Below are 23,195 nucleotides of genomic sequence, written 5' to 3'. Positions count from 1 at the left end.
AATATTATGGATTATTCTTCGTCCTCATCGTTTGGAGTTTCGACAAGGTCCAATTTTACAAATTCAATGTTTTGTTGCGTCTTCTTGATGATGGTAAAACGGTAACCCAATTGTTCCGTACTATCGCCAACATCTGGGATCTTCTCAAAGAGATGTGAAACCAAACCAGCTATCGTATCATAATCTGAACTTTCAGGTAGTTCCAACGGCAAATATCCATTGGCATCATGTACACTGGCACCAGCATCCACCATAAATTCCGTTTCCGAAATCTGCTCTACTACTGGAGTTTCCTCATCATACTCATCCTGGATCTCTCCTACCAATTCTTCCACGATATCTTCCAGCGTTACCATACCAGCCGTTCCTCCAAATTCATCTAGGACAAAAGCAATCTGGATCCGCTTCAATTGGAACTCCGTCATCAAGTCGTTGATCTTTTTGGTTTCAGGAATAAAATATGGCTTACGCATGATGTTCTTCAATACCACATCCTTACCCTTAACAATAAGCGGTAAGATATCTTTGGTATGGACAACACCAATGATCTGGTCAATATTGTCATCATAGATCGGAATACGGGAATAGCCCTCTTCCGTTACGGTATTGATAAACTCTTCTGCCGTATCATCCTTGTCTACTGCAACGATCTTGGTTCGGGGCACCATAATGTTCTTGACGATACGCTCATTGAAATCGAAGACATTCTTGATCAATTCATGTTCTGCATTGTTCAAGGCACCACTCTCTTTTCCTTTCTCCAATAGGTATTGAAGTTCTTCGGATGAATGGCTGGCTTCATGGGCACTCACCTGGATACCGATCAATTTCAACAAGAAATTGGCGAAACCATTCAACAACCAAATAATAGGTCGGAAGACATAATAGAAGAATTGAAGCGGCACGGCCACTTTCATGGTCGTTGCTACAGGTTTTTGGATCGCGATGGACTTAGGTGCCAACTCTCCAAAAACAATATGTAAAAAGGTAATGATACTGAACGCAAGGACATGGCCTAGGTTCGTCGCTAATTTACCGGTAAGTTCAATGTTGAAAAATCCGAAGATCTGGTGTACGATTTGAGTCATTACGGCCTCACCCACCCAACCTAAGGCTAGGGAAGCCAAGGTAATACCCAATTGGGTAGCCGCAAGGTAACCGTCCAAATGATCGGTAATGCTCTTGGCCATCTTGGCAACTTTACTGCCCGATTTGGCCTGGAGCTCTATCTGAGAGGCTCGAACCTTCACAATAGCGAATTCAGCTGCAACGAAAAAACCATTTGCCAGCACTAAAAAGATAGTCCAAAAAATATCAATTGCCATGATTTAGGTTTTTATTAGCGAATTCTTTCTTGTACAATTCTAAACTCTCTAATATAACATTTTGAGCGATAGCTCTTCCACTTATTTTGTTAATAATAACTTTTTTTCCTTCTAGGTTTTTATACTCCAGAAAAAACTGCACGATTTCTTTCATAGTGTGGGGCGGAAGCTCCGAGATATCATTGATATAGTTATAGGCCATATCGTTTTTCGCTACGGCGATAACCTTATCATCCTGATCTCCAGAGTCCGTCATGCTCATCACACCGATTACTTTTGCATCCACGAGGGATGCAGGAACAAGATCCACTGAACATAACACAAGTATATCCAGTGGATCTTTGTCGCCACAGTAACTTTGTGGAATAAATCCATAGTTGCTCGGGTACACCATTGAAGAATGCAATACCCTATCCAACTTGATCATTCCAGAAGCTTTATCAATTTCATATTTGCCTCGGCTGCCTTTGGGGATTTCAATTACTGCTGTAACAGTATTTGGGACATCCTTCCCAGGGGAAACCTGATGCCATGGGTGCTGCTCCTGTCCTAGCCCAACAAGGCTTGAAAACAACAAGAACAGCGACAATAAAATTGAGAGGTCCATGAAAATGGTTACTTAGTCCTAATTTCTTTATTGTAAAGTTCGATACTTTCCATGATGATGTTCTGCGCATAGGCACGACCATAAAGATTCTCGATGGTCACATTCTTGCCCTCAAGGGTTTTATAATCTTGGAAGAAACGAACGATTTCCTTCATCGTGTGAGGAGGAAGTTCAGATAGGTCGTTAATGTAGTTTACCGACATATCGTGTTTCGCAACGGCAATGATTTTGTCGTCTTGTTCACCATTGTCGATCATGTGCATCACACCTACAACTTTCGCTTCGATCATACACATCGGGTAAACATCAACTGAGCATAAAACTAAAATATCCAAAGGATCTTTATCATCGCAATATGTCTGCGGAATGAACCCGTAGTTAGCCGGATACATCACAGAAGAAAACAATACACGGTCTAATTTGATCAAACCACTGTCTTTGTCGATTTCATATTTCGCTTTAGAACCTTTAGGAATTTCGATAATGGCATTTACGGAGTTAGGCAAGTCCTCACCAGGAGACACTTGATGCCAAGGATGTTGTGTACTCATTAAATAATTACTGTTTGTTTATTTCGTTTTTCGTTTTTCTATTCTTAAGCCACTTTTTCAGGAGTGCAATCGCGATAGGTAGGAATGCGATGACGATCAAGGCTACGATGATATATTCAACATAGTCGATGATCCATGGGAATTCTATACCTAAATAATAGCCTGTCAGGGTCAATAAAGACACCCACAACAGCGCTCCCAGCACATTGAACAGCACGAACTTCCTGAAGTTCAGCTGTACTACACCTGCAAAGATGGGTGCAAATGTACGAATAATAGGTACAAATCGTCCAATTATTAATGCTGTTCCACCATATTTCTGGAAAAACTCCTCGGCCATGATCACATATTTCCGTTTGAAAAGTATGGAATCTTTCCGTTTAAAGAGCATGGGACCCGTTCGATGCCCAAACCAATAGCCCGCAAAATTACCGAGTATCCCGGCCGATAAAATCCCAAAATACAATGTAACAATGTCCACATCGATTTTATCCAGCGCACAAAACAGCCCCGCTAAAAACAACAAATAATCCCCTGGGAGAAAAAATCCAAAGAAGAGACCGGTTTCGGCAAAAACTATAAGACAAACGATGTAGAAACCACCGTGACTTAAAAGATATTCAGCATCTAGCAATTGTTGAAAAGACAACAAGTATTCTTGCATAGTAAATTATATTTCCCGCTATCGGATTAAGCTGGGTTTGTTATCGTTGAAATTGCATCCCGAATCTGGTCAGCAATCGTGTTCATGGTGTCTTCCGAAAGCTTCAGCTTTGGTTTTTCAAAGTTCATATCATGCACATGGTTCAATGGAATCAAATGAATATGCGCATGTGCTACTTCTAAACCAACTACCGCTACACCAACTTTTTGACATGGAAATGCCTGCTTGATGCCTTGGGCAACAATCTTGGCAAAAACCCACATCCCCATATATTCCTCATCGTTGATGTCAAAGATATAGTCTGTTTCTTTCTTCGGGATGACTAAAACATGTCCTTCAGTTAGTGGATTTACATCTAAAAAAGCTAAGTAATCATTGCTCTCAGCAACTTTATAAGCAGGAATCTCTCCTGCAACGATTTTAGCGAATATGGTTGACATAAACTATAGTTCAATTTCGTGAGTAACAAAGATAATAATTTTGTGCACATATGAACAGACATTCAGCCCCCTAGAAGCATAAGATTTAACTTCAATGTGACATTTATTGATTTCTTAACAATAAAATAATGACAAATAGGATTTATTACCGGTTTCATCAACCTAAATTACCCCTGTTTGTTGAAGTCATTATTCTATCAAAATTCCCAGCCAATTTTTCTGCATAGTAAGTTTAATGGCTACATCAGCTTACCCTCATTCGAGACATATATTGAAAATTCCGAATATGTCTCGAATAAGAGTAAAGCCATTCCCGAAGCAACTGCCAAAACTCAAATGGATAATAATCTGAATTAAAGGTTAGAAAAGACGCTTCGTAGAACCTTGGAGCAAAAAAAAGCCCCGAAATATCGGGGCTGTAAATTGTAAGAAAAGTGCGGTTATGGCATTACCTTACAATATGCCTTTAAAGATCATTAAAGTTTGTTTTGTTCTAAATTTGTACTATCTTAGCAACATCAAGTTAATTTAAAAAGTTATGGGAATTACTAAATATACACTAACTATTAAATCAATTAATTACCTCAACTTAGGTAGGTAATTGAAACAGAATAAAAATTGTTTAAATCAACTTAAAACAGTTAATTCTTCAAGAATGAAATTGATATTACCCTACGGTATAAAATCAGGTAATAACATAATTATCTCAACATAAAAAATAAAATTCTTCAACAGGTAATAAGTATTGGTTGAATGTTTATCATCACAATATTCCAACTATCTCAATAGACTATCGTCAATAGTTCAAAGAATATAATCATAGAACATCAATGTTGAAGGGGTTCCGCTCGCCACCCTGCTGTGACCTACAATTGAATATTATTCAGGAATGATATCAATGGTTCAAACCAAATTAAAACAGCTTAAAACGTCTTATTTAAGGTCAGATTACTTATCTTTAATTAAAACCTATTGCTATGGAAAAAACAGAAACTAATTATGAATTATTCATTCAACATGTTTTCAATCCTGACATTGTTCAATTCATGTACAATCGTAGGCATATAATCAATGAATGGTCTAGAATTGCTACTATTTTGTTTATCAATGATGTGAAGGGAAAAGATTTGACTCTGGATGAATTCATTGTTATTTATAATGAATTTATAAAAGATTGGGATGATTTTAACAACGGTGGTATTGTTATAGACGTTCTTCAACCTGAATAATTTTTTTATTTATAAACTTGACTTTTGACCAATGTTAGTATACATTTGATTATATAGTAGGAGTGATAAGGATTTGTGTTAGGAGTTTAAATCTATATTTGTTTTCAATCATATTGGGGGTAATGAAAATTTACCCCTTTTCTTTTAAAAAAAAAATCTATATTTGAGGACCAAATTCATTTTATCCACTATTTATAATAAACGGATAAAAATGAAAAAATCAATTTTGGCTATCATTGCAACAGTTGCAATTATGGCATCATGCACAAAAACAACCTATGATGATTCAATCTTAGGTTCATGGGAAAAATCAAATACAACTTTACTGAATGCTTGTGAATCGGATGTTGAACCAACATTTTATAACAAGCTTGAATTTAACAAAGGAAATAAGGCTATTATAGATGGATATAAGACAACTTTCACTTATAATGGAAGTATAGTATGGTTGGATTCACCCTAAAAAATGATTCTACGGTCAATTATATGTATAGATTTGAAGATGGTGATTTACACATCAGTACAAAGGAAAATGGATGTAGATATGACATTGAATATAAAAGGGGTAACTAAAAATTACCCCTTATTTTTTGTTCTAATTTTGTTCTAATTTTGTTCTAAAAGTGATTTTTCACACCAGTTTTCCTTTAATTTTCAAATTTCATAAAATAAAAAACCCCATTTAAATAGCTTTAAACGGGGTTTCAATTTCTTGATATTGTCATGGCGGTTATGGCATCACCGCACATAACCTCTATTTCATTATCTTGAAATCTCCAGAACTTCTAGTTCAAGTTGTCCTGCTGGAACTTCTACCGTTGCGATATCGCCAACCTGCAGTCCTAATAGACCCTGCGCAATCGGTGATTTAACGGATATCTTTCCTGCCTTCAGATCAGCTTCTGTTTCAGAAACCAATTGGTAAGACATGACTGCTCCATTTTTCTTATTCTTTATCTTTACGTAAGACAGTGCCAATACCTTTGAGGTATCTAGACTCGACTCATCGATGATCCTTGCTGATGCCAAAACTTCTTCTAGTTTCGCAATCTTAGCTTCATGAAGTCCTTGAGCTTCTTTCGCGGCATCGTATTCTGCATTCTCGGAAAGGTCTCCTTTATCTCTTGCTTCAGCAATCGCTTTAGCGATATTGGAACGACCTTCTGTTTTTAGATATTGAAGCTCTTCTCTAAGCTTAGTTAATCCTTCTTCTGTGTAATAAGTTACTTCTGCCATAATATGTACCTTTTACCCTCTTTTTATAGTTTTCTAATATTTTAATAAACAAAAAAAAGACAAGACCACACTATCCGCTAATAGGACAACATGGTCTTGCTCTTCTGACGAAGTTATATAATTAAATTTAATAAAACAAATATCTAACTTACATCATCAGTCTCTTCATTGATGAATCTATAGCCCAATCCTCGAACGGTTTGCAAGTAATGAGGCTTGTCAGGATTGGTTTCGATTTTCTTTCTTAAGCGCACAACGTGCATGTCCAAAGTACGGGTATTCACGTTGGAACTATAGCCCCATACCACCTCCATCAATTCTTCGCGGGTGATGTCTCTACCTTTGTTCTGTAAGAAGTGCAAGAGGATTCGGTTTTCAAGGATTGTAAGCTCGATTTTCTTGCCATCCCTGATCAGTGAATGTACATTGGGGTGATGTTCGGTATCACCGAAATGGTAAACCTCGTTCTGGGTTTTAGGCACAAAAAAGCGTACTTTATTCTCGATCATGGCCACTAAAACATCCATATTGAATGGTTTGGTGATATAATCGGTCACGCCGTAGCTATAGGCATCAATTTTATCGATATCTTGGGATTTGGCGGTCATCATAATAATGATGTTCTCAAATCCAGACTTTCTTACGGACTCACATACATCTATCCCTTCTTTACCTGGCAGCATCCAATCCAATAGAACGATATCTGGCTTTTGGTCTAAGATGATTTTCTCAGCTTCCAAGCCATCACTGCATTGAATTACTTGAAAATTTTCGGTCTGTAGACGGTGACTAACCAAGAACCTTAAGTTATCATCATCCTCTACAACGGCAATAGTTATATCTTTATTCATAGTATTCTAAACATTATTTAGGAAAAGTCAAAGTAAAGGTCGTTCCCTCTCCTTCCACACTACTGACTTTGATCTCTCCACCCATAAATTCGGTAATCTCTTTACAAAATGCCAATCCAAGCCCAACACTCCCACCTTGATTGAACTGATTCTTTACTCTATAAAATTTCTTGAATATGTTTTTAAGTTCATTTCTGTTTATCCCAATTCCTTTATCACTAAACTTCATGATAAAGTGCTTTTTAGATTGTTGTACACTAATATCAATAAATTTTCTTGAAACTTCTGAATATTTGTACGCATTATCAATTAAATTCTGGAACACGGAATTCAATAAAACCGGATCTGTATGCATTTTGCTGTCCACATCGATGTGATAGCTCAGGTTCAGATCAGGATATTTAATCCGTGTACCCGCAAATACTTCCTCGCAAAAACTGTTCAAATCAATGTATTCTCCTTTAAATTTTAATGATTTATTTTCTATCTGCGTGAAAGACAGTAACTTATTCATCAAATTATTTAACTTATCAGCTTCCTGATCTAGGATCTTTCCGTACATCGCGCGCTCTTGATCACTTATCTTCTCAGCACTTCGGATATTGTTACCCGCTATCTTGATCACACTGACCGGCGTTTTAAACTCATGGGTCAGGTTATTGATAAAATCATACTGCAATTGGAACAACCTACTATTGATGGAGATATTCCTATAAATCAAATAAATAATCAATAACAAAATTAAATATAATAGGGAAACGCCCAACACTACAGGAAAAAATCTTCTATTGATCTCTCCTCTCAAAAAATGTTCTGAGGAATCAAATTGCAGTTTATAGTCGGATAATGCACCTGGCAACGGCATATCTGTGGAAAGAAAGGCTTTTTCTTCCATCACATTAGGGTCAGCTATGGCCTTGATCCGAATGGTTTCATACAATCTCTTTTGGTTATTGACTATTTTTATCTTCTGAGGATTAACCTTATAGACGAATAAATCTTGGTCAAACGCTACAGGCGCCGTCATTGCCGTCGTATCATCCATCATGGATTTATAGGCGCGAAGGGTATTGACCCGTGGGATGTTCAGATAGGTTATTTTTCCCGGAACCGTATTATAGAAGATCCGATAGATATCATTTTCGCTCAAGGAAGTAGAATCATCCAGGACATCCAAGAAGTTCACCATTTTAATGGCCATGCTGTTGAAGTCATCGGCATTAGGCCTGTTATCTACCGAAGAAAGGCTGGCCTTGATCAATTTATTTTCCTTGTCCAATTTATAGGAAAAGATCGATCGGGGGTAAATCAGGAGGTTTTGAAAGCGTACACCGCGAACGGTGGGGTTCTGATTGGTGAACAGTACGTCATAAAACACCAATTCGTCAACGAATGGATTCTTTCGCAAGACCTTTTCAGAATAATTGCTGGCATGTGTGGAATCGAGGTACCCCTGATAATTGGATACTTCGGAAATATCGTTATTGAAAAAGCTATTAAAGGGTTTTAGGGTCGCATCAAAGACATCGACCTTTCTGTTATAAAACTCAGATTCTACAAAGTTGGACATCATTGTCCTGGCCAAGAAAACTGAAATGATATACAGGACTGTCAAAAAAGCCAAAAAGGCGATCAACAACCCAATGTTTTTCCGGTATTTACTTGCTCTTTTCACCATGTGTGATTACTTCAGGTACACTGCAAGAAACTTCTCTATCTCCTGATAATATTCTACGATATTCTCTTCGTTCCTAAATCTCTTGCCTTCTTCTTTCTTAAAGATATAACGCACTGGAACTTCATTGCCCTTCAATTTACCAACAAATTGATTAGCATCGGTTACCGAACTGTATTTATCTTTTCCACCTTGGAAAAATAGGATAGGGATTCGAACCTTATCAGCATGGAAAATTGGGGAAATCGCTTGAAACAATTCTGGTTCAGTCTCTGGATTTCCAATGATTCTATAGAATAACTGTACGTAATGTTTTAGATGAGGGGGAATTTCCCTGAAATAAGTGAATAGGTTGCTATATCCCGATGAGGATATGGCACATTTATAAAGGGAAGGATTAAATGCAGCAGCATACAGGGCAGAATAACCGCCGAAACCGGTGCCCATAATGGCAATCTTATCCTTATCGGCTATCCCCTGATGGATCAACCAAGCGACACCATCCGTAATATCAGATTGGATCTTACCGCCCCATTCCTTGAAACCTGAGGTCCAAAAGTCCTTACCATAGCCCACTGAACCACGATAGTTCACCTGGAACACGGTGTAGCCACGATTGGCAAGGAACTGAACTTCCGGATCAAACCCCCATTCTGATCTCCTGTTAGGACCATCATGGACCAATACCACAACAGGGCTGTTCTTTCTTTTATTTTTAGGATACGTGATATAGGCATGTATATTCTTGTTGTCCCGAGACAGGAATTCCACTTCCTCCATAGGATTGAACTCCAAATCCTTGAGTTTAGGATTCTCTTCGTTCAACAGTTGGATATCATCCTTTTTCTGATTGTAATAATAGGTTTCTCCAGGATGGATATCGCTATACACACGTACGACAAATCCAGTTAAGCTGCTGTCGCTATCCAAGAAACCGATTTCGGAACCTTTGAATTTCTTTTTCAGCTTTTTATAGACCTGCTCATATTTTTCGTTGAAGATGTTCTTTTTGAACTTATCGATGAAGGAAGTCGCATACAGCATTTCCTGTAGGTTGGCAGAATAGCCCTCTACGCCAAGGTCACCAAGTTTGTTCTCATAGATATTGCGGATTTCTTTGCCATTTTCGGCATCAAACTCCACCAAAGCCATCTTATCTCGGTTCTGATTAGAAAGCGCATAGACATTTTTATCGGAATCCTTTACAAAGCCAAGGGGTACAAAAATGGTTTCGAAATCATTCTTCATGACCTCTTTGAAAGGCTGTCCTTCATGCTTTCGGTACAATAATGACTCCTGTACACTATCACTGGTCAATGCCATCCTTACGACTCCATCAGGAGCTCCGATCCAGCTCACCACATTTCCTGGGTTATGCTGCACCAATTGGGGCTTTCTACCGTCTAGGTAAATCCTATACAGGTCAAACAGCGAGGAATCACGTAAGTTCATCCCAGCCATTAGGCTATTGTCTTTCTCAACAATGGGATAGACCCAGCGCAATCTTGATTTTTCAGGTGAAAATAGAGCTTGTCTTTTTTCGGTCTTCACATCAATCTGGAACATCCTCAAACTATCCGTTGGAGATTGCGTATTGGAAAAGACAATGCGTTTGTTGTCTAGCCAGAAAAAGCTTTGGACATTCAGGTTGACCTGATAAGTAAGTTGTTTGGAAGAATCGGGTTCTTCGAGGTCGAGAATGAAGATATTTTTGCAATGGTCATGCACCCCCAGATAAGCTACCTTGCTTCCATCGGGAGACAGTTTAAAAGAGGTCCTTTCTGGCTTAACGAAAAAGTCCTCTATTGGCACATGTAACTGACCGCCCTGCTCTTGCTTACATGAAACCAAAACCATCATCATAAGTAGAACAGAGAACAAGTAATTTAAATTCATTCTATTTTTTTAGCCTCTAATCAAATATTATAAAAAAATACCGTAAAGTTCCTTTTGCAACCTTAATTTTACAGCTTCAATCAAGCTATAGATTTCTATGTTTTTATACAACGTTTCGATCATCATTGAAGATTCCATTCATCAGGAAGTCATTACTTGGACCAAAGGTCTATTGAATGAGCATCCTGGATTTGCCATTAAACTACTCAAAATGCTCCATTCTCCACACGAAGGGCAAACCTATTGCCTACAGGTGGTATTAAACAATGAAGAAGAGATTGAGAGAATTAGAGAGCAGGTTATTCAGAGGCTTCAGGAATATATTAGCACGCATCATGTAGAAAAGGCTTTTCTGTTTGATAGTATCATGCAATACATCCCCCATAATTAGCCCTTTAGGTTTGCACTATTTTTTGGGTCCCCGTATAATTTGGGGTCGAAGGATACCTTCGGCGAAAGATAGTGCAATAAAACCAAACGTGAATAACGATAATTGAAAGGTGCGAAAATAACGATCGCACTGAAAAGGACAATGATATAGGTCCAAGGAGACTCACTGCCCGTTAAGTAAGCCGTAATTAAGGCTAACATTAACACCTCGCCTACGGAAAAAGCATAGCTAACATACATGGCAGCATAGAAATAGCCGGGTTCTATCTCGAATTTAAATCCACAGTGCGGACAAAATTCGTGCATTTTTTGTTTAGATAGACCATAGGCTGATCCACTATACATATTTCCCGTTCTACACTTCGGGCACTTACTTTGGCAAACAGCTTGAAATTTAGAGATCATTCCTTATTCTTCCACCTGTTTAACCATATTCAATGAATTGGCTGAGCCGGTATTCCTGAATTTCTTATACCAAAGGAACCCTACACCAGCAGCAATCATAAATGGCATTGCTAATAAAAACAAAATCCCATCATTTAGGCCCTTACCTTGGTTATTACCTTCCTGTGTGCTGTTTTCAGCATTCAATGTACACATAGCACATTGTGCTGAACCTGCAGTAGGAACAGCCAACAGTGTAATACTTAGCAAACTAGCAATTAGACCTATTCTGAACTTTTGCATGAAACTCATATTGCAAAGTTAACGTTATTATCCCAATTTTCTTATATGTTTCCCTTAATCAGGCCATTAAATTTCTCCCAGAAGCCATCTTCCGGCAAAGGAGCCTTAATGATCATTTGCTCATCCTTGATGGGATGTACGAAACTCAAGGACCTGGAATGCAAACAAATGGTCCTTCTATGGCTACCACGTTGATATCCATATTTATTGTCTCCAACGATGGGACAGCCCATATATGCGAGTTGGCTTCGGATCTGATGTGTACGGCCCGTCAATGGGTTGACCTTTAGCAAATAATATCCATCTAGGGTACCTACGACCTCATAATTAAGCTCGGCATAACTTCCATTCTTAACCTCGCGGTCATAAGCTTTGGTGACCATCTTTTTTCGATCACGCAGCAACCAATTTTTCAGGGTCCCTTTTGGATGTGGCGGCTTTTCACGAACCAAAGCAAGGTAGGTTTTTTCCACCTTGCGATCATGGAAAAGACGGTTCATGCGATCTAATCCTTTACTGGTTTTCGCAAAAAGGATCATTCCACTCACTGGCCTATCCAAACGATGGATAACCCCTAGAAAAGCTTCGTTTGGTTTATTGTATTTCTTAGCCAAAAACTGCTTGACCATATCCTCCATGGAAGTATCTCCAGATACATCTACCTGAACGATATCACCTCCACGTTTATTGATGGCGATAAAATGATTGTCCTCGAAAAGAACATCTTTCTCTGTAATTCCCATATCCATTATCAAATATAAAAAGCGTCTTTAGCAGACGCTTTTCTATACTTTTTTGACGATCAAATTCTTTAATTATTTAATTGAATTCTGAGCTGCCTCTGCTTCTTCCTTAGCTTTTTTCTTAAAGAAACCTCTTAACAGGAAGTTGCTCTGCAATGCTTCCATGTTTTCATCCAATTTCTCTGTGCTCATATTAAGGTTTCTAAGGATCTGTTTGATTTCATTAGCTGCTTCAGGGTCATTGGTCAACACACCAATGGCGTTATCCTTGTCATTTAAGCGTTCTGAGGTTTTATTTAAGTTTGCCATCAAAGCAGTCGCTGTTTGGGTCACCCCTTGCAATTGTGCTGCTGATTCTCTCAGACTTGCAAACACTGCTGTATCCGTAGATAGCTCATGGATCAGGCCTTGGTTGCTGTTTAGCTTTTTGGTCAATTCCACCAAATTATTGACAGCATGATTGGCCTGCGACATGGTACCATTCAATGAAGCAACAGATTGCCTTAAATTATTGGCAATTGTTTCATCGGTCATCATAGCGCCCACCGCACCTTTTCCTTCGAGCATATTCTTGGAAAGCGCAGCAAAGTTTTTAGTGATCTCCACCAGGTTTTCATTGTTGACCTGCAGGGTTGCCAACATGGCATCCATACCTCCAGAAACACCGGACTTGATTTCATCACCATTCTCAATCTGAGGAAAGGTTTCTGTACCGCCCACAAGACTGATAATAGCATTACCGATCAAACCATCGGAACTCAATGTAGCGATGACGTCTTTACGGATAAATTTGCTGGATTTCTCTTCAACGTTCATGACCACACGAACATTCTCCACACTTTCAAAGCTGATTTCTTTGATAATCCCTACCTTAACACCTGAAAACCAAACGTTATTTCCAACTTTCAAGCCTTTAACATCTTTAAAGTAAGTCGTCACGGTCAGGTTTTTAGAGAATTTGTTCTGTTGTGTTCCAATGACCAAAATCCCTGCAACCAAAATGATTAATCCGATGAAGGTAAACAATCCTACAATTATTGATCGTTTTCTCTCTGATGTTGCCATATATCTTGCTATACTATAAAATTATAATCATAAAAAGGTTTCACTCTCTCATCATCCGTATCAAAGATTTCAGAGAATTTACCTACACGTTCAAATTTGCCATCCAAAAGCATGGCTACCCTATCGCCTACCATTTTTGCACAAGCCAAATCGTGTGTAATGATAATGGAAGAGGTTTTATATCGTTCTTGAACTTCATTGATCAAGGTATTGATATCCAAACAGGTCAAGGGGTCCAATCCAGCTGTTGGCTCATCATACATCATGATATCAGGTCTTAAGATCAGGGTGCGTGCGATACCGATACGTTTTCTCTGACCTCCGGAAAGCTCTGATGGCATTTGATTGATCGTCCTTAAAAGGCCTACTCCATCTAATACATCTTCGACTTCACGGTCAATTTCTGCTCTAGTTAGGTTTCTTTTATTTCTAACCAAGGGAAACTCTAGATTTTCACGCACGGTCATACTATCATAGAGCGCACTGTTTTGGAAGGAGAACCCAATTTTCAAACGCAGATCTCGCAATTCCTTCTCGTTCAATTGGTTTACCACTTCGCCCAACACGGTAATATCACCTTTATCAGGCTTTAACAAACCGGAAATCAGTTTAATCAAAACTGATTTACCAGTACCAGACCTCCCTAGCACCACCAAGTTCTCGCCATTATAGAGTTGCAGGTCAACGTTTCTCAGGACATGTAAATCCCCAAAGGACTTACTTACCCCTTGCACATTGATCACTACATCGTCGTAATTAATATTTACTGGCTTTTTCTGTTCCATAATCCATTATCCCATTAAAGCTAGAACCTGAACGATCAAGAGTTCCTCGATGAACACTATAAACATGGATGCCACAACGGCACTGTTTGCTGCTTTACCCACACCCTCGGTACCTTTTGAAGAATAATAACCTACATAGGTACTAACAAAACCAATGGTAAAACCGAAAACAATGGCGCGGAATACCATGGCGAAAATATCTTTAGGAGCGATAGCTTCAAATACCTGGGTAATAAAGCTTAGAATACTCAACTGATCTTTGGAAATAATACTCAAATAACCACCTGCTAATCCAATTCCGGCAACATAAAAACAGAGGACAGGAATCATAAAAGTTGTGGCCAATATTCGACTCACAATCAGGAACTTGAACGGATTGGTACCTGATACCTCCATGGCATCGATCTGCTCGGTAACATTCATGGAGCTTAATTCTGCACCTATCTGCGACCCTACCTTACCGGATGCAATAAGCGCAGTAACCAATGGGGCCAAGGCCCTTACGATAGCGATGGAAATTAAGGCTGGCAACCATGAGGCGGCACCAAATTCCTCCAGGGAAGGTCGAGATTGCTTTGTAAAAACAAATCCTACAATAAAACCCGTTAAACTTATTAATGGAAATGATTTCCACCCAATTTCATAACATTGTCTAATGATCTCTTTAAACTCGTAAGGTGGACTTACCACTTCGCGAAAAAAACGCATCAGAAAGCGGTGAATCTTCGCAAACTCTAGTAATAAGGACTCAATTTTTTTAGCCATTAACTATGTGATTAACGTGTTTTTCCAATTGCTAATTCGGAAATATTTTGTGGCAAATGTACAAAATTTCTTAATATCCATTCGGAAAGTCTATCCAATATTAGCAGAAACATCAGTAAGAGCAAAAAAGTTTGACAAAATAATTATACAATTAAACCTTTTCTTAAAAGTGGCGGTCATACCTACAAATTATGGTAATAAGATTAAATGGTTTACATATGAAAAATTTAAAAACATCCACAATATATACTGCATTTATGATGATGCTCTTGGGGCTTTTCAGCGTAAATTCAGTATCGGCACAGGGATATCAAGATGTCGATTTTGATGTTTTTCATGAAGAACTGGACCCTTATGGGGATTGGGATCATGATGACGAATATGGCGATGTTTGGTATCCGGATGAAGACGATGACTTTCGTCCTTATGGTACCAATGGATATTGGACCATGACCGAATATGGAAATACCTGGGTCTCCAATTACGATTGGGGATGGGCACCATTTCACTACGGTCGTTGGATCCACAGACCACATAGAGGTTGGGCATGGGTTCCAGGCTATGAATGGGGACCAGCATGGGTAGATTGGCGTAGTGGTGGTGGATATTACGGTTGGGCACCGATGCGTCCTGGCATCAGTGTCAATGTAAGCATCGGTTTACCGCTAGACCTATGGGTATTTATTCCGACTACGCGTATCTATGACCGTTATATCAACAGACATTGGTCTTACGGACGCCGCAATATCTATAATAATACCACGATTATCAACAATACTTATATCGTGAACAACAACCGTTACTATGGAGGTCCTGCTCGCAGAGACATCGAAAGACATATCGGTAGACGCGTTGATGTTAGAAATGTAAGTTTTGATAACAGACGTGGGGCATCACGTGTAAGTCGCAGTTCAGTATCGATGTACCGTCCAGATAGAAACAATCGTTCGGATCGTGCTGTCAGCAGCAGAAGTGGACGCCTTGAAAACAATCGTAGCTCACGTTCTTCTGACAGATCTCCTGCCAATCGCGTAGAGAACAGGTCAGGACGTAGCCAAAGCGGAAGAAGTAATTCTGACTACAGAATCACTAGAAATGCGAAGGGGCAACGTGAAATGCATATTGGAAACGGCAATTCAAACCGTAGCAATAGAGAAGCAACCACGAATTCACGTTCTGGAAGAGTAGAGCGAGGAAACACAAACAACAACAACAGAGACCGTCAGCCTTCTTCTCGCGGACGCGTTTCAATGGATCGTCCTGCTTCTAGAAATGAATCAATGAACCGCAGTTCTAGACCAACTAGAAATGAGTCTATGGACCGCAGCTCTAGATCGACCAGAAATGAATCGATGAACCGCAGCTCTAGACCAACTAGAAACGAGTCCATGAACCGCAGTTCTAGACCGGCTAGAAATGAGTCGATGAACCGCAGCTCTAGACCGGCTAGAAATGAGTCGATGAACCGTAGCCAGCAAAGGCAGTCTGCTCCACAGAGAGAACAACGCCAACCTAGAATGCAACAGGAATCTAGGTCGCAAAATAGAGTATTTCAAACACGCAACTCCGAAAGACCACAAAGTCGTCCTTCGGTACAACGTAGTTCAAATCATGAATCTAGATCATCTTCAAGACCACAATCAAACCAACGTTCTGAACGTGGTTCAGGTCGAGGAAATAGAGGATAAATTTTTATATTTAGTTGAAACAATTTGTTAAAGCGGGCTGATCTTGATCAGCCCGCTTTGTTTTTTTACTCGACGACTTAGCCAAGCTAAGACCTGAATGACTAGAAATCTGTGGTTAGTATTTAATCCAAAAGGAGATGATTTTTTGTTTTGTTGTGGATAAAAAGGCATTTTTGTTCCTGCTTTTTGTTAACTTCAATTCAAGCACAAGCATAATTTTTTTAAGGAATGGCAAAACTTACCTCCATTTTAGACAATGATTTTTACAAATTCACCATGCAATATGCCGTGGTGAAACTCTTTCCAAAGGCGAAAGCACGTTATCAATTTATCAACCGTGGGAAGCATGAGTTTCCGGCGGGCTTTGCCGAAAAACTGAGGGAAGCTGTAAATCAATTGGCAAACTTGAAGCTTACGGTTGCAGAAAAAAACTTTTTTGCAAAGACCTGTCCTTATATCGACCCGACTTATTTTGATTTCCTACAAGGCTATCATTTTGACCCAGATGAAGTCAAGATTACACAAAATGGCCCCGATCTATCGGTAAAGGTCGAAGGCTATTGGTATAGGACCATTTTATGGGAGGTGCCCCTGATGGCATTGATCTGTGAAACCTATTATGAAGTAACTGGACAAAAAAGGGTGGATGATGCTGAGGTCATGAATATTGTTCATGAAAAGATGTACAAATACGATAAGCTCAACATTACGATTGCAGACTTTGGGACCCGTAGACGCCACTCCTATGCCGTGCATGACTTGGTGATCAAAGCCTTGAAGGAGCATCCTTCCAAGACATTTATCGGCACGAGCAATGTGCATTTCGCCATGAAATACCATACTAAGCCAATCGGTACACATGCCCATGAATGGTTTATGTTCCATGCCGCAAAATATGGCTACAAGATGGCCAACCTCTTAGGCTTGGAGAACTGGTCGGATGTTTACCGTGGCGATTTAGGGATCGCCCTTTCGGACACCTATACTACAGAGGTTTTCTTCAAACAGTTTGACAAAAAGCTAAGTAAGCTATTTGATGGGGTCAGACATGATAGTGGCGATGCGATTGAATTTGCGCAAAAGACTATTGACCACTATAACAGTAAAGGAATCAATCCGCTCAACAAGACCATCATCTTTTCTGATGGACTGGATTATGAGAAGGTCGTAAAGATTGTCAATTTCTGTCAGGATAAAATCGGTCATTCATTTGGTATCGGAACAGACTTCACCAATGATGTCGGTCTGTCGAGGATGAATATCGTAATCAAGATGACGGAAGCCTTTCCAGATGAAGGCGAATGGACTCCTGTAATCAAGCTGTCGGATGAACCTAACAAACATACCGGTGACCCCGAGGAAATAAAAATGGCGAAACGTTTCTTAAATATCGCAAACCATGAATAGAGATGTTTATGGTGAAGCGCTATATGATTATCATGCTGTAGGCAAGCTAAATGAACCTCTCCTATTGCACAGCAGCTATGGCGATATTGAAGAAATGCCCATTGAAGTGTTTTTCAGGGAAGAGGAAGATATTCCGGAGCTGGAATTTATTGCGCTATCCCTTTGCGACGGCAAGGTCCTGGATGTTGGCGCAGGTGCCGGAGTACATGCATTGTACCTGCAAGAGAAGGGATTTGAGGTCGATGCCATGGAAATCTCGGAGACAGCCTGCAAGATCATGGAAAAGCGCGGTGTAAACCATGTCATCCATGCTGATTTCTTTAAGTTCTCGGATAAAAAATATGATACCCTATTGTTCTTGATGAACGGAATAGGGATCGCCGAAACCCTAGATGGATTCAGGAATCTTCTAAAACATTCAAAAAAGCTGCTTACCGATAAAGGACAGCTTATTTTCGACAGTTCCGATATTTCCTACCTCTATGAGGAGTATAGGATTGCCAGACCAGAACACTACTTCGGTGAGATCAACTTTCAATACGAATACAAGGGTAACCTTGGACAGCCTTTCAAATGGCTTTACATCGACCAACAAACCTTGATCAAAATAGCCCATGAAGAGAATTGGGTTGTGCAGGTCCTATTTGAAGATGATAATGATCAGTATTTGCTGAGGATGGAGCCTAGAGGAGATATGAGTATTGAGATGTGAGGTCGGGATATGAGTATTGAGATGTGAGATATGAGATAGAAAGGCGCTACGACAGATGTGAGTATTGAGATTTGAGATTTGAGATAGAAAGGCGCTAAGAGAGATGTGAGTATTGGTATATGAGATTTGAGATCATACAGGTTTCAAATTTAATATATCAAATCTCACATCTCATATCTCAATACTGACTAAAAAAAATATCCCCGAGAGATCGGGGATATTTTTTTAGTCGATATAGTCAAATCCAACATAAGGGACCAGAACTTCTGGGATCTTGATTCCTTTTTCGGTTTGATTGTTTTCTAAGAGTGTTGCTACGATTCTAGGTAAAGCCAATGCGGAACCATTTAAGGTGTGCGCCAATTGGGTCTTGCCATCCTCGCCTTTGAAACGAACTTTAAGACGGTTTGCTTGGTAAGTTTCAAAGTTTGATACTGAGGATACTTCTAACCATCGTTCTTGTGCCGCTGAATAGGTTTCCATATCGTAGGTCATGGCAGATGTAAAGCTCATATCACCTCCGCATAAACGTAAAACGCGGTATGGCAATCCTAACTTCTGCAATAAAGATTGTACATAGCTACTCATCTCCTCTAACGTTTCGTAGGATTTCTCAGGATTAACGATCTGAACCAATTCAACTTTATCAAATTGGTGCAATCTGTTCAAACCACGGACATGCGCGCCATAAGATCCCGCTTCTCTGCGGAAACATGGGGTATAGCCACAATGTTTGATAGGGAAATTCTCACTTTTAACAATGGTATCACGGTAAATATTTGTGATTGGCACCTCTGCAGTTGGAATCAGATAAAAGTCGTCGTTTGTGACATGGTACATCTGACCTTCTTTATCAGGTAATTGACCAGTTGCATAGGCAGAATCTTCATTCACTACAATAGGGACCTGAACCTCACGGTAGCCCATTTTAGCAGCTTCATCCAAGAAGAAGTTAATCAATCCTCGTTGCAAACGGGCGCCCTTTCCTTTATACACTGGAAAACCAGCACCGGTGATCTTAGTACCTAATTCGAAGTCAATGATATCGTATTTAGCTGCTAATTCCCAGTGAGGCAATGCTCCTTCAGGTAACTGAGGGACCGTTCCATTTTCTAGAACAACTTCATTATCTTCTGGAGTCAATCCAGCAGGAACCAGTTTATAAGGCAGATTCGGCAATTGGATCAACTTATCGTGCAGTTCTTTTTCGATTTTATCCAATGCTTCTGAAAGCTCTTTGATTTGCTCTTTATATGATGCAGAACGCGATTTTATTGCTTCAGCTTCCTCTTTCTTACCTTGACGCATCAAGTCTCCAATTTGCTTAGCGGACGAGTTTGCCTCAGCTGCAATAGAGTCAGATTGATTTTGAGTTTTGCGACGTTGTTCGTCTAAAGCAATGATCTGATCGACCAATTCTACTTCGTTGAAATTCTTAACTCCAAGCCTTTCAACTACATGGTCCCGATTTTCGCGGATGTAATTTAATTGCAACATATAATTATGCTTTTTTATTTGTAACGTGAGCAAAGATAAGAAGACCTCCGCAATTAATAAACTTGAATTTGTAGCCTATCCATTTTTAGAATCCATGCAATTTTGTATCATTGCATCATGAAAAACAGATGGTTTCTTTTCTTATGCCTTGGTATCTTGTACCTTATGCCCCTAGAATTGCTGGCGCAAAACACAATTATTAAGGACTTTACAGTTAAGGAAAACCTTTCGCAGAATGGAAAATTAGCGATAATTGCCATCGATACCGCTGAAAAAACGGACAATACGGTCAACGGCAATTATAATTTCACCATCAATGGTTTTTCGCAGGAACTGAAATTTACCGATGGTGTGGCTGTTACAAGCAATCCCATTGAATCTTCAACCTTTGTGTTTTTTAAGCATAAATTCGCAGGTTCTGATTTAGGGAAACTTTTTTTCTTGCGGGTGACCGACAAAGGCATTACCCCTTATAAAATCAGTGGATTTCTTTTGATCATTATTCCCTTGTTGATCCTGTACATTGCCTATAAGTTCAAGCGCTTCTTGATTACCCTGTTAATTCTAGCTGCTATTTATTTCTACCTGAACTATAGCAAAGGATTGGATGTTCGACAGTTGATCGAAAGCAGTATCATGGGATTGAAAGGCCTGCTCTAGAACGGCATCCCTACCCCGAAATTGTATTGGATAAAGCTATATCGGTCTGGCCAGTTGGTCTGATAATAATCCTGTTTGAATTTCTTGGCATTGAAGAAGTCCTTGATAACCCATTGATCCGAACCTGAAAACTGTGGATCTTTCAGTTTAAGACCTGCATCTAAACGGATAATAAAATAATCGAGGTCGACACGAAGACCGAAACCAGTGCCCAGTGCAATTTGCGAAAGGAATTTATCCCCACGGAACTCCCCATTAGGATTGATGATATCTTCACGGATCCTCCATACGTTTCCAGCATCTAAAAATGTGGCTCCATTTAACTTGGCCCCAAAGAAATTGTTCAGCATGCGGAAGCGAAATTCAGCATTGGTTTCCAACTTTATTTCACCAAGCTGATCGAGGTTTCTCAGGTTTACACGGAATTCAGGATTGATGGAAGAACGGTTATAGCCCCCTGGACCCAGCGTACGGGCCTGCCAAGCACGGATACCATTCATACCCCCTGCAAAGAAACTCTTTTCAAAAATCATGTTCAGGGAGGAGTTGTTACCATAAGGAACCGCAACACCGGAGTTGACCCGAAACACAAACTGTTTATTTCCGCCCAGATGTCTGTACCAACGATAGTCTATTTCACCTTTCACATATTGTAGAAATGGCACCCCAAAGATCAGCTTCTCGCCGTCTTGATTCTGCTTGAATTTCATGACATTCCCAAACACACCTAACAGATTTCCACTGACATCGACCGCTCCCCTGAAATAACTGAAGTTTTCTTTGGTTGTTAATTTTGGTCCATTGTAGGTATAGGCATACTGTGCACCTAAGCCAAAGTATTTACGGTCATTGCTTCGAACATATAGGCCATAGCCCTGATCGATCAGGCTCTGTTTAAATTCTTCGTTCAACTGTCCGTGTCTATACTCGATAACCACCGGAGTCAGACTATGCATCTTATTGGTTGCCTCATACCAGATGTAGTTTAAGCTATTGATCCAATACCTGTTGGCATAGGTTTGATCCTGAAAGAACAATTGCAAACTAGATGAAAAGGTGGTTCTAGGCAAACCGTAACGACCTACGCTACGAACCCGGAAAGGGGTCAATAACCTAGGAAAGGACAGGTTAACCCCTACCTGAAAGTCATTGTTAAAGATCTTATCGGCCAAGCTACCCGGCAACCTGGAATCAAAAAGTACTCCATAGCGCATTTTGACCTCAATGGTTTCCGATCCACCGAAGACATTTCGATGGGAGAAGGTATTCCCCACGTTAAAACCGCTCATTCCAGAGCTGAAAGTAAATTCGCCTTCAATCTGGTTGCTCATGGCAGAACGTGGCACCACATTATAATGGACATCCAATTTATTGGAATCTTTTTGCTGGTAATTGATCTTTACCGATCGGAAACCATTCATTTCATATAACCGGTCGTAGGCCAATTCCTCATTCGCACTATTGAACTTTTGTCCTGTTCTCAGGAATGCATATCTGGATAACGGTCTTAGTTTAAAATTGCCGGTTTGATCGGTATAGAAAATCTTGGTCAGGCTGTCAAATTTACCCTCAGAATTCTTCTTTAATTCCGGATCGGCAGCTTCAACCGTAAAGTACACACTGTCAATATAATAAATCTTATGTTTAGTTGAATCTTCTCTATTGGACACCTGGATCAATAAATCAGCTTGATTTTCCAAATCAATGGTATCAATTCCAGCCCGCATATATTGCCTTAGGTAATCATAGTATCCCGATTCTCTCATATTGGTATATAAGCGCTCTCGTTCTAGGTAAAGATCAGAAGCATCATAGCGTTTTCCTGATTTCAGAGGACTAATTGGGACGACCTTTTCTTGATAGATGGAATCGACGGCGGGGTCCTCTACTGTCCTATCGATTTCCCGAATGGTATAAGGGTTTCCCAGGTTCGCATTGAAGTTGATTTTTGCTTTCTTTTTATTGAATTCTATCTGCGGTTCAACCTTGGCATTAAAATAACCTTTGGTTTGGAGGAAGCGTTGAATTTGGGTCGCCGATAGCTCGACTACCGCAGAGTCTAGGATTCTCGGTGCCTCACCGACATTTTTTATTTTTTCAGTTTTATATTGACCGTCTCGGGTATTGAACATGTTATAGATGGTCAGATAGAGCGGAGAATTCGGACGAATTTCATTGGCCACGTACATGCCAGCGGGTTCTTTCAATTCGGGAGTTACGCCATTTAGATCGACATCTGTGACCAGGTATTGATTGTCGTCGAGGTATTTCGCAGATCGACAGGACGCAATAATTAGCGACAAAAACGTTATACTTGCAAAA

The 23,195-nt window shown here is 39.7% G+C and carries 24 protein-coding genes; 7 read left to right on the top strand and 17 right to left on the bottom strand.

The window, feature by feature from the left end:
* Nucleotides 1–11: 11 nt before the first annotated feature.
* From NMK93_RS04230 to NMK93_RS04210, 5 genes are read right to left on the bottom strand one after another with little or no spacing between them, the layout of a single operon-like run.
* Nucleotides 12–1,325, bottom strand: a complete 1,314-nt coding sequence (locus NMK93_RS04230; RefSeq protein ID WP_185218226.1) for a hemolysin family protein — start codon at nucleotides 1,323–1,325, stop codon at nucleotides 12–14.
* Complete coding sequence (locus NMK93_RS04225; RefSeq protein WP_185210507.1) at nucleotides 1,315–1,932, bottom strand: inorganic diphosphatase; 618 nt, start codon at nucleotides 1,930–1,932, stop codon at nucleotides 1,315–1,317. Before NMK93_RS04225 ends, NMK93_RS04230 begins: the two co-directional genes overlap by 11 nt.
* 8 nt (nucleotides 1,933–1,940) lie before the next feature.
* Complete coding sequence (locus NMK93_RS04220; protein WP_093098881.1) at nucleotides 1,941–2,483, bottom strand: inorganic diphosphatase; 543 nt, start codon at nucleotides 2,481–2,483, stop codon at nucleotides 1,941–1,943.
* 7 nt (nucleotides 2,484–2,490) lie between these two features.
* Nucleotides 2,491–3,147: a DedA family protein gene (locus NMK93_RS04215; RefSeq protein ID WP_185210508.1), complete on the bottom strand. Its 657-nt coding sequence runs from the start codon at nucleotides 3,145–3,147 to the stop codon at nucleotides 2,491–2,493.
* Nucleotides 3,148–3,173: 26 nt separating this feature from the next.
* A complete protein-coding gene (locus NMK93_RS04210) occupies nucleotides 3,174–3,587 on the bottom strand; it encodes an HIT family protein (RefSeq protein WP_185210509.1) in 414 nt (137 codons plus the stop codon).
* A gap of 977 nt (nucleotides 3,588–4,564) precedes the next feature.
* Here NMK93_RS04210 and NMK93_RS04205 point away from each other — a divergent pair.
* On the top strand, nucleotides 4,565–4,816 hold the full coding sequence (locus NMK93_RS04205; protein ID WP_185210510.1) for a hypothetical protein: 252 nt from the start codon (nucleotides 4,565–4,567) through the stop codon (nucleotides 4,814–4,816).
* Nucleotides 4,817–5,027: 211 nt separating this feature from the next.
* Nucleotides 5,028–5,279, top strand: coding sequence for a hypothetical protein (locus tag NMK93_RS04200; RefSeq protein WP_254529783.1), 252 nt, complete (start codon nucleotides 5,028–5,030; stop codon nucleotides 5,277–5,279).
* A 299-nt stretch (nucleotides 5,280–5,578) separates the two neighbouring features.
* Here the strand turns inward: NMK93_RS04200 and greA are convergent, their stop codons facing one another.
* From greA to NMK93_RS04180, 4 genes are all read right to left on the bottom strand, one after another.
* Nucleotides 5,579–6,052 (bottom strand): transcription elongation factor GreA, encoded by a 474-nt coding sequence (gene greA, locus NMK93_RS04195; protein WP_093098877.1) that lies wholly within the window; start codon nucleotides 6,050–6,052, stop codon nucleotides 5,579–5,581.
* Between the two features lie 143 nt (nucleotides 6,053–6,195).
* On the bottom strand, nucleotides 6,196–6,903 hold the full coding sequence (locus NMK93_RS04190; protein ID WP_093098875.1) for a response regulator transcription factor: 708 nt from the start codon (nucleotides 6,901–6,903) through the stop codon (nucleotides 6,196–6,198).
* A 13-nt stretch (nucleotides 6,904–6,916) separates the two neighbouring features.
* Nucleotides 6,917–8,581, bottom strand: coding sequence for a sensor histidine kinase KdpD (locus tag NMK93_RS04185; RefSeq protein WP_214648497.1), 1,665 nt, complete (start codon nucleotides 8,579–8,581; stop codon nucleotides 6,917–6,919).
* 6 nt (nucleotides 8,582–8,587) lie between these two features.
* A complete protein-coding gene (locus tag NMK93_RS04180) occupies nucleotides 8,588–10,474 on the bottom strand; it encodes a prolyl oligopeptidase family serine peptidase (RefSeq protein ID WP_185218230.1) in 1,887 nt (628 codons plus the stop codon).
* 97 nt (nucleotides 10,475–10,571) lie between these two features.
* On the opposite strand from NMK93_RS04180, the gene NMK93_RS04175 reads away from it, so the two are divergent.
* Nucleotides 10,572–10,865, top strand: a complete 294-nt coding sequence (locus NMK93_RS04175) for a DUF4286 family protein (protein ID WP_185210514.1) — start codon at nucleotides 10,572–10,574, stop codon at nucleotides 10,863–10,865.
* On the opposite strand, the gene NMK93_RS04170 is transcribed toward NMK93_RS04175, so the two are convergent.
* The 6 genes from NMK93_RS04170 to NMK93_RS04145 form a co-directional block, all read right to left on the bottom strand.
* Complete coding sequence (locus tag NMK93_RS04170) at nucleotides 10,862–11,209, bottom strand: DUF983 domain-containing protein (RefSeq protein WP_254529781.1); 348 nt, start codon at nucleotides 11,207–11,209, stop codon at nucleotides 10,862–10,864. The genes NMK93_RS04175 and NMK93_RS04170 overlap by 4 nt on opposite strands.
* A gap of 63 nt (nucleotides 11,210–11,272) precedes the next feature.
* On the bottom strand, nucleotides 11,273–11,551 hold the full coding sequence (locus NMK93_RS04165; RefSeq protein ID WP_254529779.1) for a hypothetical protein: 279 nt from the start codon (nucleotides 11,549–11,551) through the stop codon (nucleotides 11,273–11,275).
* 41 nt (nucleotides 11,552–11,592) lie between these two features.
* Nucleotides 11,593–12,294: an RluA family pseudouridine synthase gene (locus NMK93_RS04160; RefSeq protein WP_185210518.1), complete on the bottom strand. Its 702-nt coding sequence runs from the start codon at nucleotides 12,292–12,294 to the stop codon at nucleotides 11,593–11,595.
* Between the two features lie 72 nt (nucleotides 12,295–12,366).
* Nucleotides 12,367–13,359: an MlaD family protein gene (locus NMK93_RS04155; RefSeq protein ID WP_254529777.1), complete on the bottom strand. Its 993-nt coding sequence runs from the start codon at nucleotides 13,357–13,359 to the stop codon at nucleotides 12,367–12,369.
* A gap of 8 nt (nucleotides 13,360–13,367) precedes the next feature.
* On the bottom strand, nucleotides 13,368–14,144 hold the full coding sequence (locus tag NMK93_RS04150) for an ABC transporter ATP-binding protein (RefSeq protein WP_185210529.1): 777 nt from the start codon (nucleotides 14,142–14,144) through the stop codon (nucleotides 13,368–13,370).
* 6 nt (nucleotides 14,145–14,150) lie between these two features.
* Nucleotides 14,151–14,909 (bottom strand): ABC transporter permease, encoded by a 759-nt coding sequence (locus NMK93_RS04145; RefSeq protein ID WP_093098864.1) that lies wholly within the window; start codon nucleotides 14,907–14,909, stop codon nucleotides 14,151–14,153.
* A 218-nt stretch (nucleotides 14,910–15,127) separates the two neighbouring features.
* Here NMK93_RS04145 and NMK93_RS04140 point away from each other — a divergent pair, with 218 nt between their 5' ends.
* The 3 genes from NMK93_RS04140 (at nucleotide 15,128) to NMK93_RS04130 (ending at nucleotide 18,716) form a co-directional block, all read left to right on the top strand.
* The gene (locus tag NMK93_RS04140) at nucleotides 15,128–16,597 is read left to right on the top strand and encodes a DUF6600 domain-containing protein (RefSeq protein WP_254529774.1); all 1,470 of its coding nucleotides are present in this window, start codon (nucleotides 15,128–15,130) and stop codon (nucleotides 16,595–16,597) included.
* Between the two features lie 228 nt (nucleotides 16,598–16,825).
* Complete coding sequence (gene pncB, locus NMK93_RS04135) at nucleotides 16,826–18,004, top strand: nicotinate phosphoribosyltransferase (RefSeq protein ID WP_254529772.1); 1,179 nt, start codon at nucleotides 16,826–16,828, stop codon at nucleotides 18,002–18,004.
* Nucleotides 17,997–18,716 (top strand): bifunctional 2-polyprenyl-6-hydroxyphenol methylase/3-demethylubiquinol 3-O-methyltransferase UbiG, encoded by a 720-nt coding sequence (locus NMK93_RS04130; RefSeq protein WP_185210535.1) that lies wholly within the window; start codon nucleotides 17,997–17,999, stop codon nucleotides 18,714–18,716. The genes pncB and NMK93_RS04130 overlap by 8 nt, the downstream gene beginning before the upstream one ends.
* Nucleotides 18,717–18,941: 225 nt before the next feature.
* Here the strand turns inward: NMK93_RS04130 and serS are convergent, their stop codons facing one another.
* Nucleotides 18,942–20,213: a serine--tRNA ligase gene (serS, locus tag NMK93_RS04125; RefSeq protein WP_254529770.1), complete on the bottom strand. Its 1,272-nt coding sequence runs from the start codon at nucleotides 20,211–20,213 to the stop codon at nucleotides 18,942–18,944.
* A gap of 117 nt (nucleotides 20,214–20,330) precedes the next feature.
* On the opposite strand from serS, the gene NMK93_RS04120 reads away from it, so the two are divergent.
* On the top strand, nucleotides 20,331–20,873 hold the full coding sequence (locus NMK93_RS04120; protein ID WP_185210538.1) for a hypothetical protein: 543 nt from the start codon (nucleotides 20,331–20,333) through the stop codon (nucleotides 20,871–20,873).
* Here the strand turns inward: NMK93_RS04120 and NMK93_RS04115 are convergent.
* Nucleotides 20,870–23,176, bottom strand: a complete 2,307-nt coding sequence (locus NMK93_RS04115) for a BamA/TamA family outer membrane protein (protein ID WP_254529768.1) — start codon at nucleotides 23,174–23,176, stop codon at nucleotides 20,870–20,872. The genes NMK93_RS04120 and NMK93_RS04115 overlap by 4 nt on opposite strands.
* Nucleotides 23,177–23,195 lie beyond the last annotated feature (19 nt).

The organism is Sphingobacterium sp. LZ7M1 (assembly GCF_024296865.1).
In the GTDB taxonomy this organism is placed as follows: Bacteria; Bacteroidota; Bacteroidia; order Sphingobacteriales; family Sphingobacteriaceae; genus Sphingobacterium.
Note: the sequence above shows the minus strand (reverse complement) of the source record. Positions and strands in the feature narration are given on the sequence as shown.

Bases quoted from the DNA above. Each gene is read 5' to 3' on its own strand.
- NMK93_RS04180 (WP_185218230.1), bottom strand. From the start codon at position 10,474: ATGAATTTAAATTACTTGTTCTCTGTTCTACTTATGATGATGGTTTTG.
- NMK93_RS04210 (WP_185210509.1), bottom strand. From the start codon at position 3,587: ATGTCAACCATATTCGCTAAAATCGTTGCAGGAGAGATTCCTGCTTAT.
- NMK93_RS04230 (WP_185218226.1), bottom strand. From the start codon at position 1,325: ATGGCAATTGATATTTTTTGGACTATCTTTTTAGTGCTGGCAAATGGT.
- NMK93_RS04150 (WP_185210529.1), bottom strand. From the start codon at position 14,144: ATGGAACAGAAAAAGCCAGTAAATATTAATTACGACGATGTAGTGATC.
- NMK93_RS04175 (WP_185210514.1), top strand. From the start codon at position 10,572: ATGTTTTTATACAACGTTTCGATCATCATTGAAGATTCCATTCATCAG.
- NMK93_RS04140 (WP_254529774.1), top strand. From the start codon at position 15,128: ATGAAAAATTTAAAAACATCCACAATATATACTGCATTTATGATGATG.
- NMK93_RS04205 (WP_185210510.1), top strand. From the start codon at position 4,565: ATGGAAAAAACAGAAACTAATTATGAATTATTCATTCAACATGTTTTC.
- NMK93_RS04170 (WP_254529781.1), bottom strand. From the start codon at position 11,209: ATGTATAGTGGATCAGCCTATGGTCTATCTAAACAAAAAATGCACGAA.
- NMK93_RS04130 (WP_185210535.1), top strand. From the start codon at position 17,997: ATGAATAGAGATGTTTATGGTGAAGCGCTATATGATTATCATGCTGTA.
- NMK93_RS04120 (WP_185210538.1), top strand. From the start codon at position 20,331: ATGAAAAACAGATGGTTTCTTTTCTTATGCCTTGGTATCTTGTACCTT.
- NMK93_RS04200 (WP_254529783.1), top strand. From the start codon at position 5,028: ATGAAAAAATCAATTTTGGCTATCATTGCAACAGTTGCAATTATGGCA.
- NMK93_RS04225 (WP_185210507.1), bottom strand. From the start codon at position 1,932: ATGGACCTCTCAATTTTATTGTCGCTGTTCTTGTTGTTTTCAAGCCTT.
- NMK93_RS04155 (WP_254529777.1), bottom strand. From the start codon at position 13,359: ATGGCAACATCAGAGAGAAAACGATCAATAATTGTAGGATTGTTTACC.
- NMK93_RS04190 (WP_093098875.1), bottom strand. From the start codon at position 6,903: ATGAATAAAGATATAACTATTGCCGTTGTAGAGGATGATGATAACTTA.
- greA (WP_093098877.1), bottom strand. From the start codon at position 6,052: ATGGCAGAAGTAACTTATTACACAGAAGAAGGATTAACTAAGCTTAGA.
- pncB (WP_254529772.1), top strand. From the start codon at position 16,826: ATGGCAAAACTTACCTCCATTTTAGACAATGATTTTTACAAATTCACC.
- serS (WP_254529770.1), bottom strand. From the start codon at position 20,213: ATGTTGCAATTAAATTACATCCGCGAAAATCGGGACCATGTAGTTGAA.
- NMK93_RS04165 (WP_254529779.1), bottom strand. From the start codon at position 11,551: ATGCAAAAGTTCAGAATAGGTCTAATTGCTAGTTTGCTAAGTATTACA.
- NMK93_RS04220 (WP_093098881.1), bottom strand. From the start codon at position 2,483: ATGAGTACACAACATCCTTGGCATCAAGTGTCTCCTGGTGAGGACTTG.
- NMK93_RS04160 (WP_185210518.1), bottom strand. From the start codon at position 12,294: ATGGGAATTACAGAGAAAGATGTTCTTTTCGAGGACAATCATTTTATC.
- NMK93_RS04215 (WP_185210508.1), bottom strand. From the start codon at position 3,147: ATGCAAGAATACTTGTTGTCTTTTCAACAATTGCTAGATGCTGAATAT.
- NMK93_RS04185 (WP_214648497.1), bottom strand. From the start codon at position 8,581: ATGGTGAAAAGAGCAAGTAAATACCGGAAAAACATTGGGTTGTTGATC.
- NMK93_RS04145 (WP_093098864.1), bottom strand. From the start codon at position 14,909: ATGGCTAAAAAAATTGAGTCCTTATTACTAGAGTTTGCGAAGATTCAC.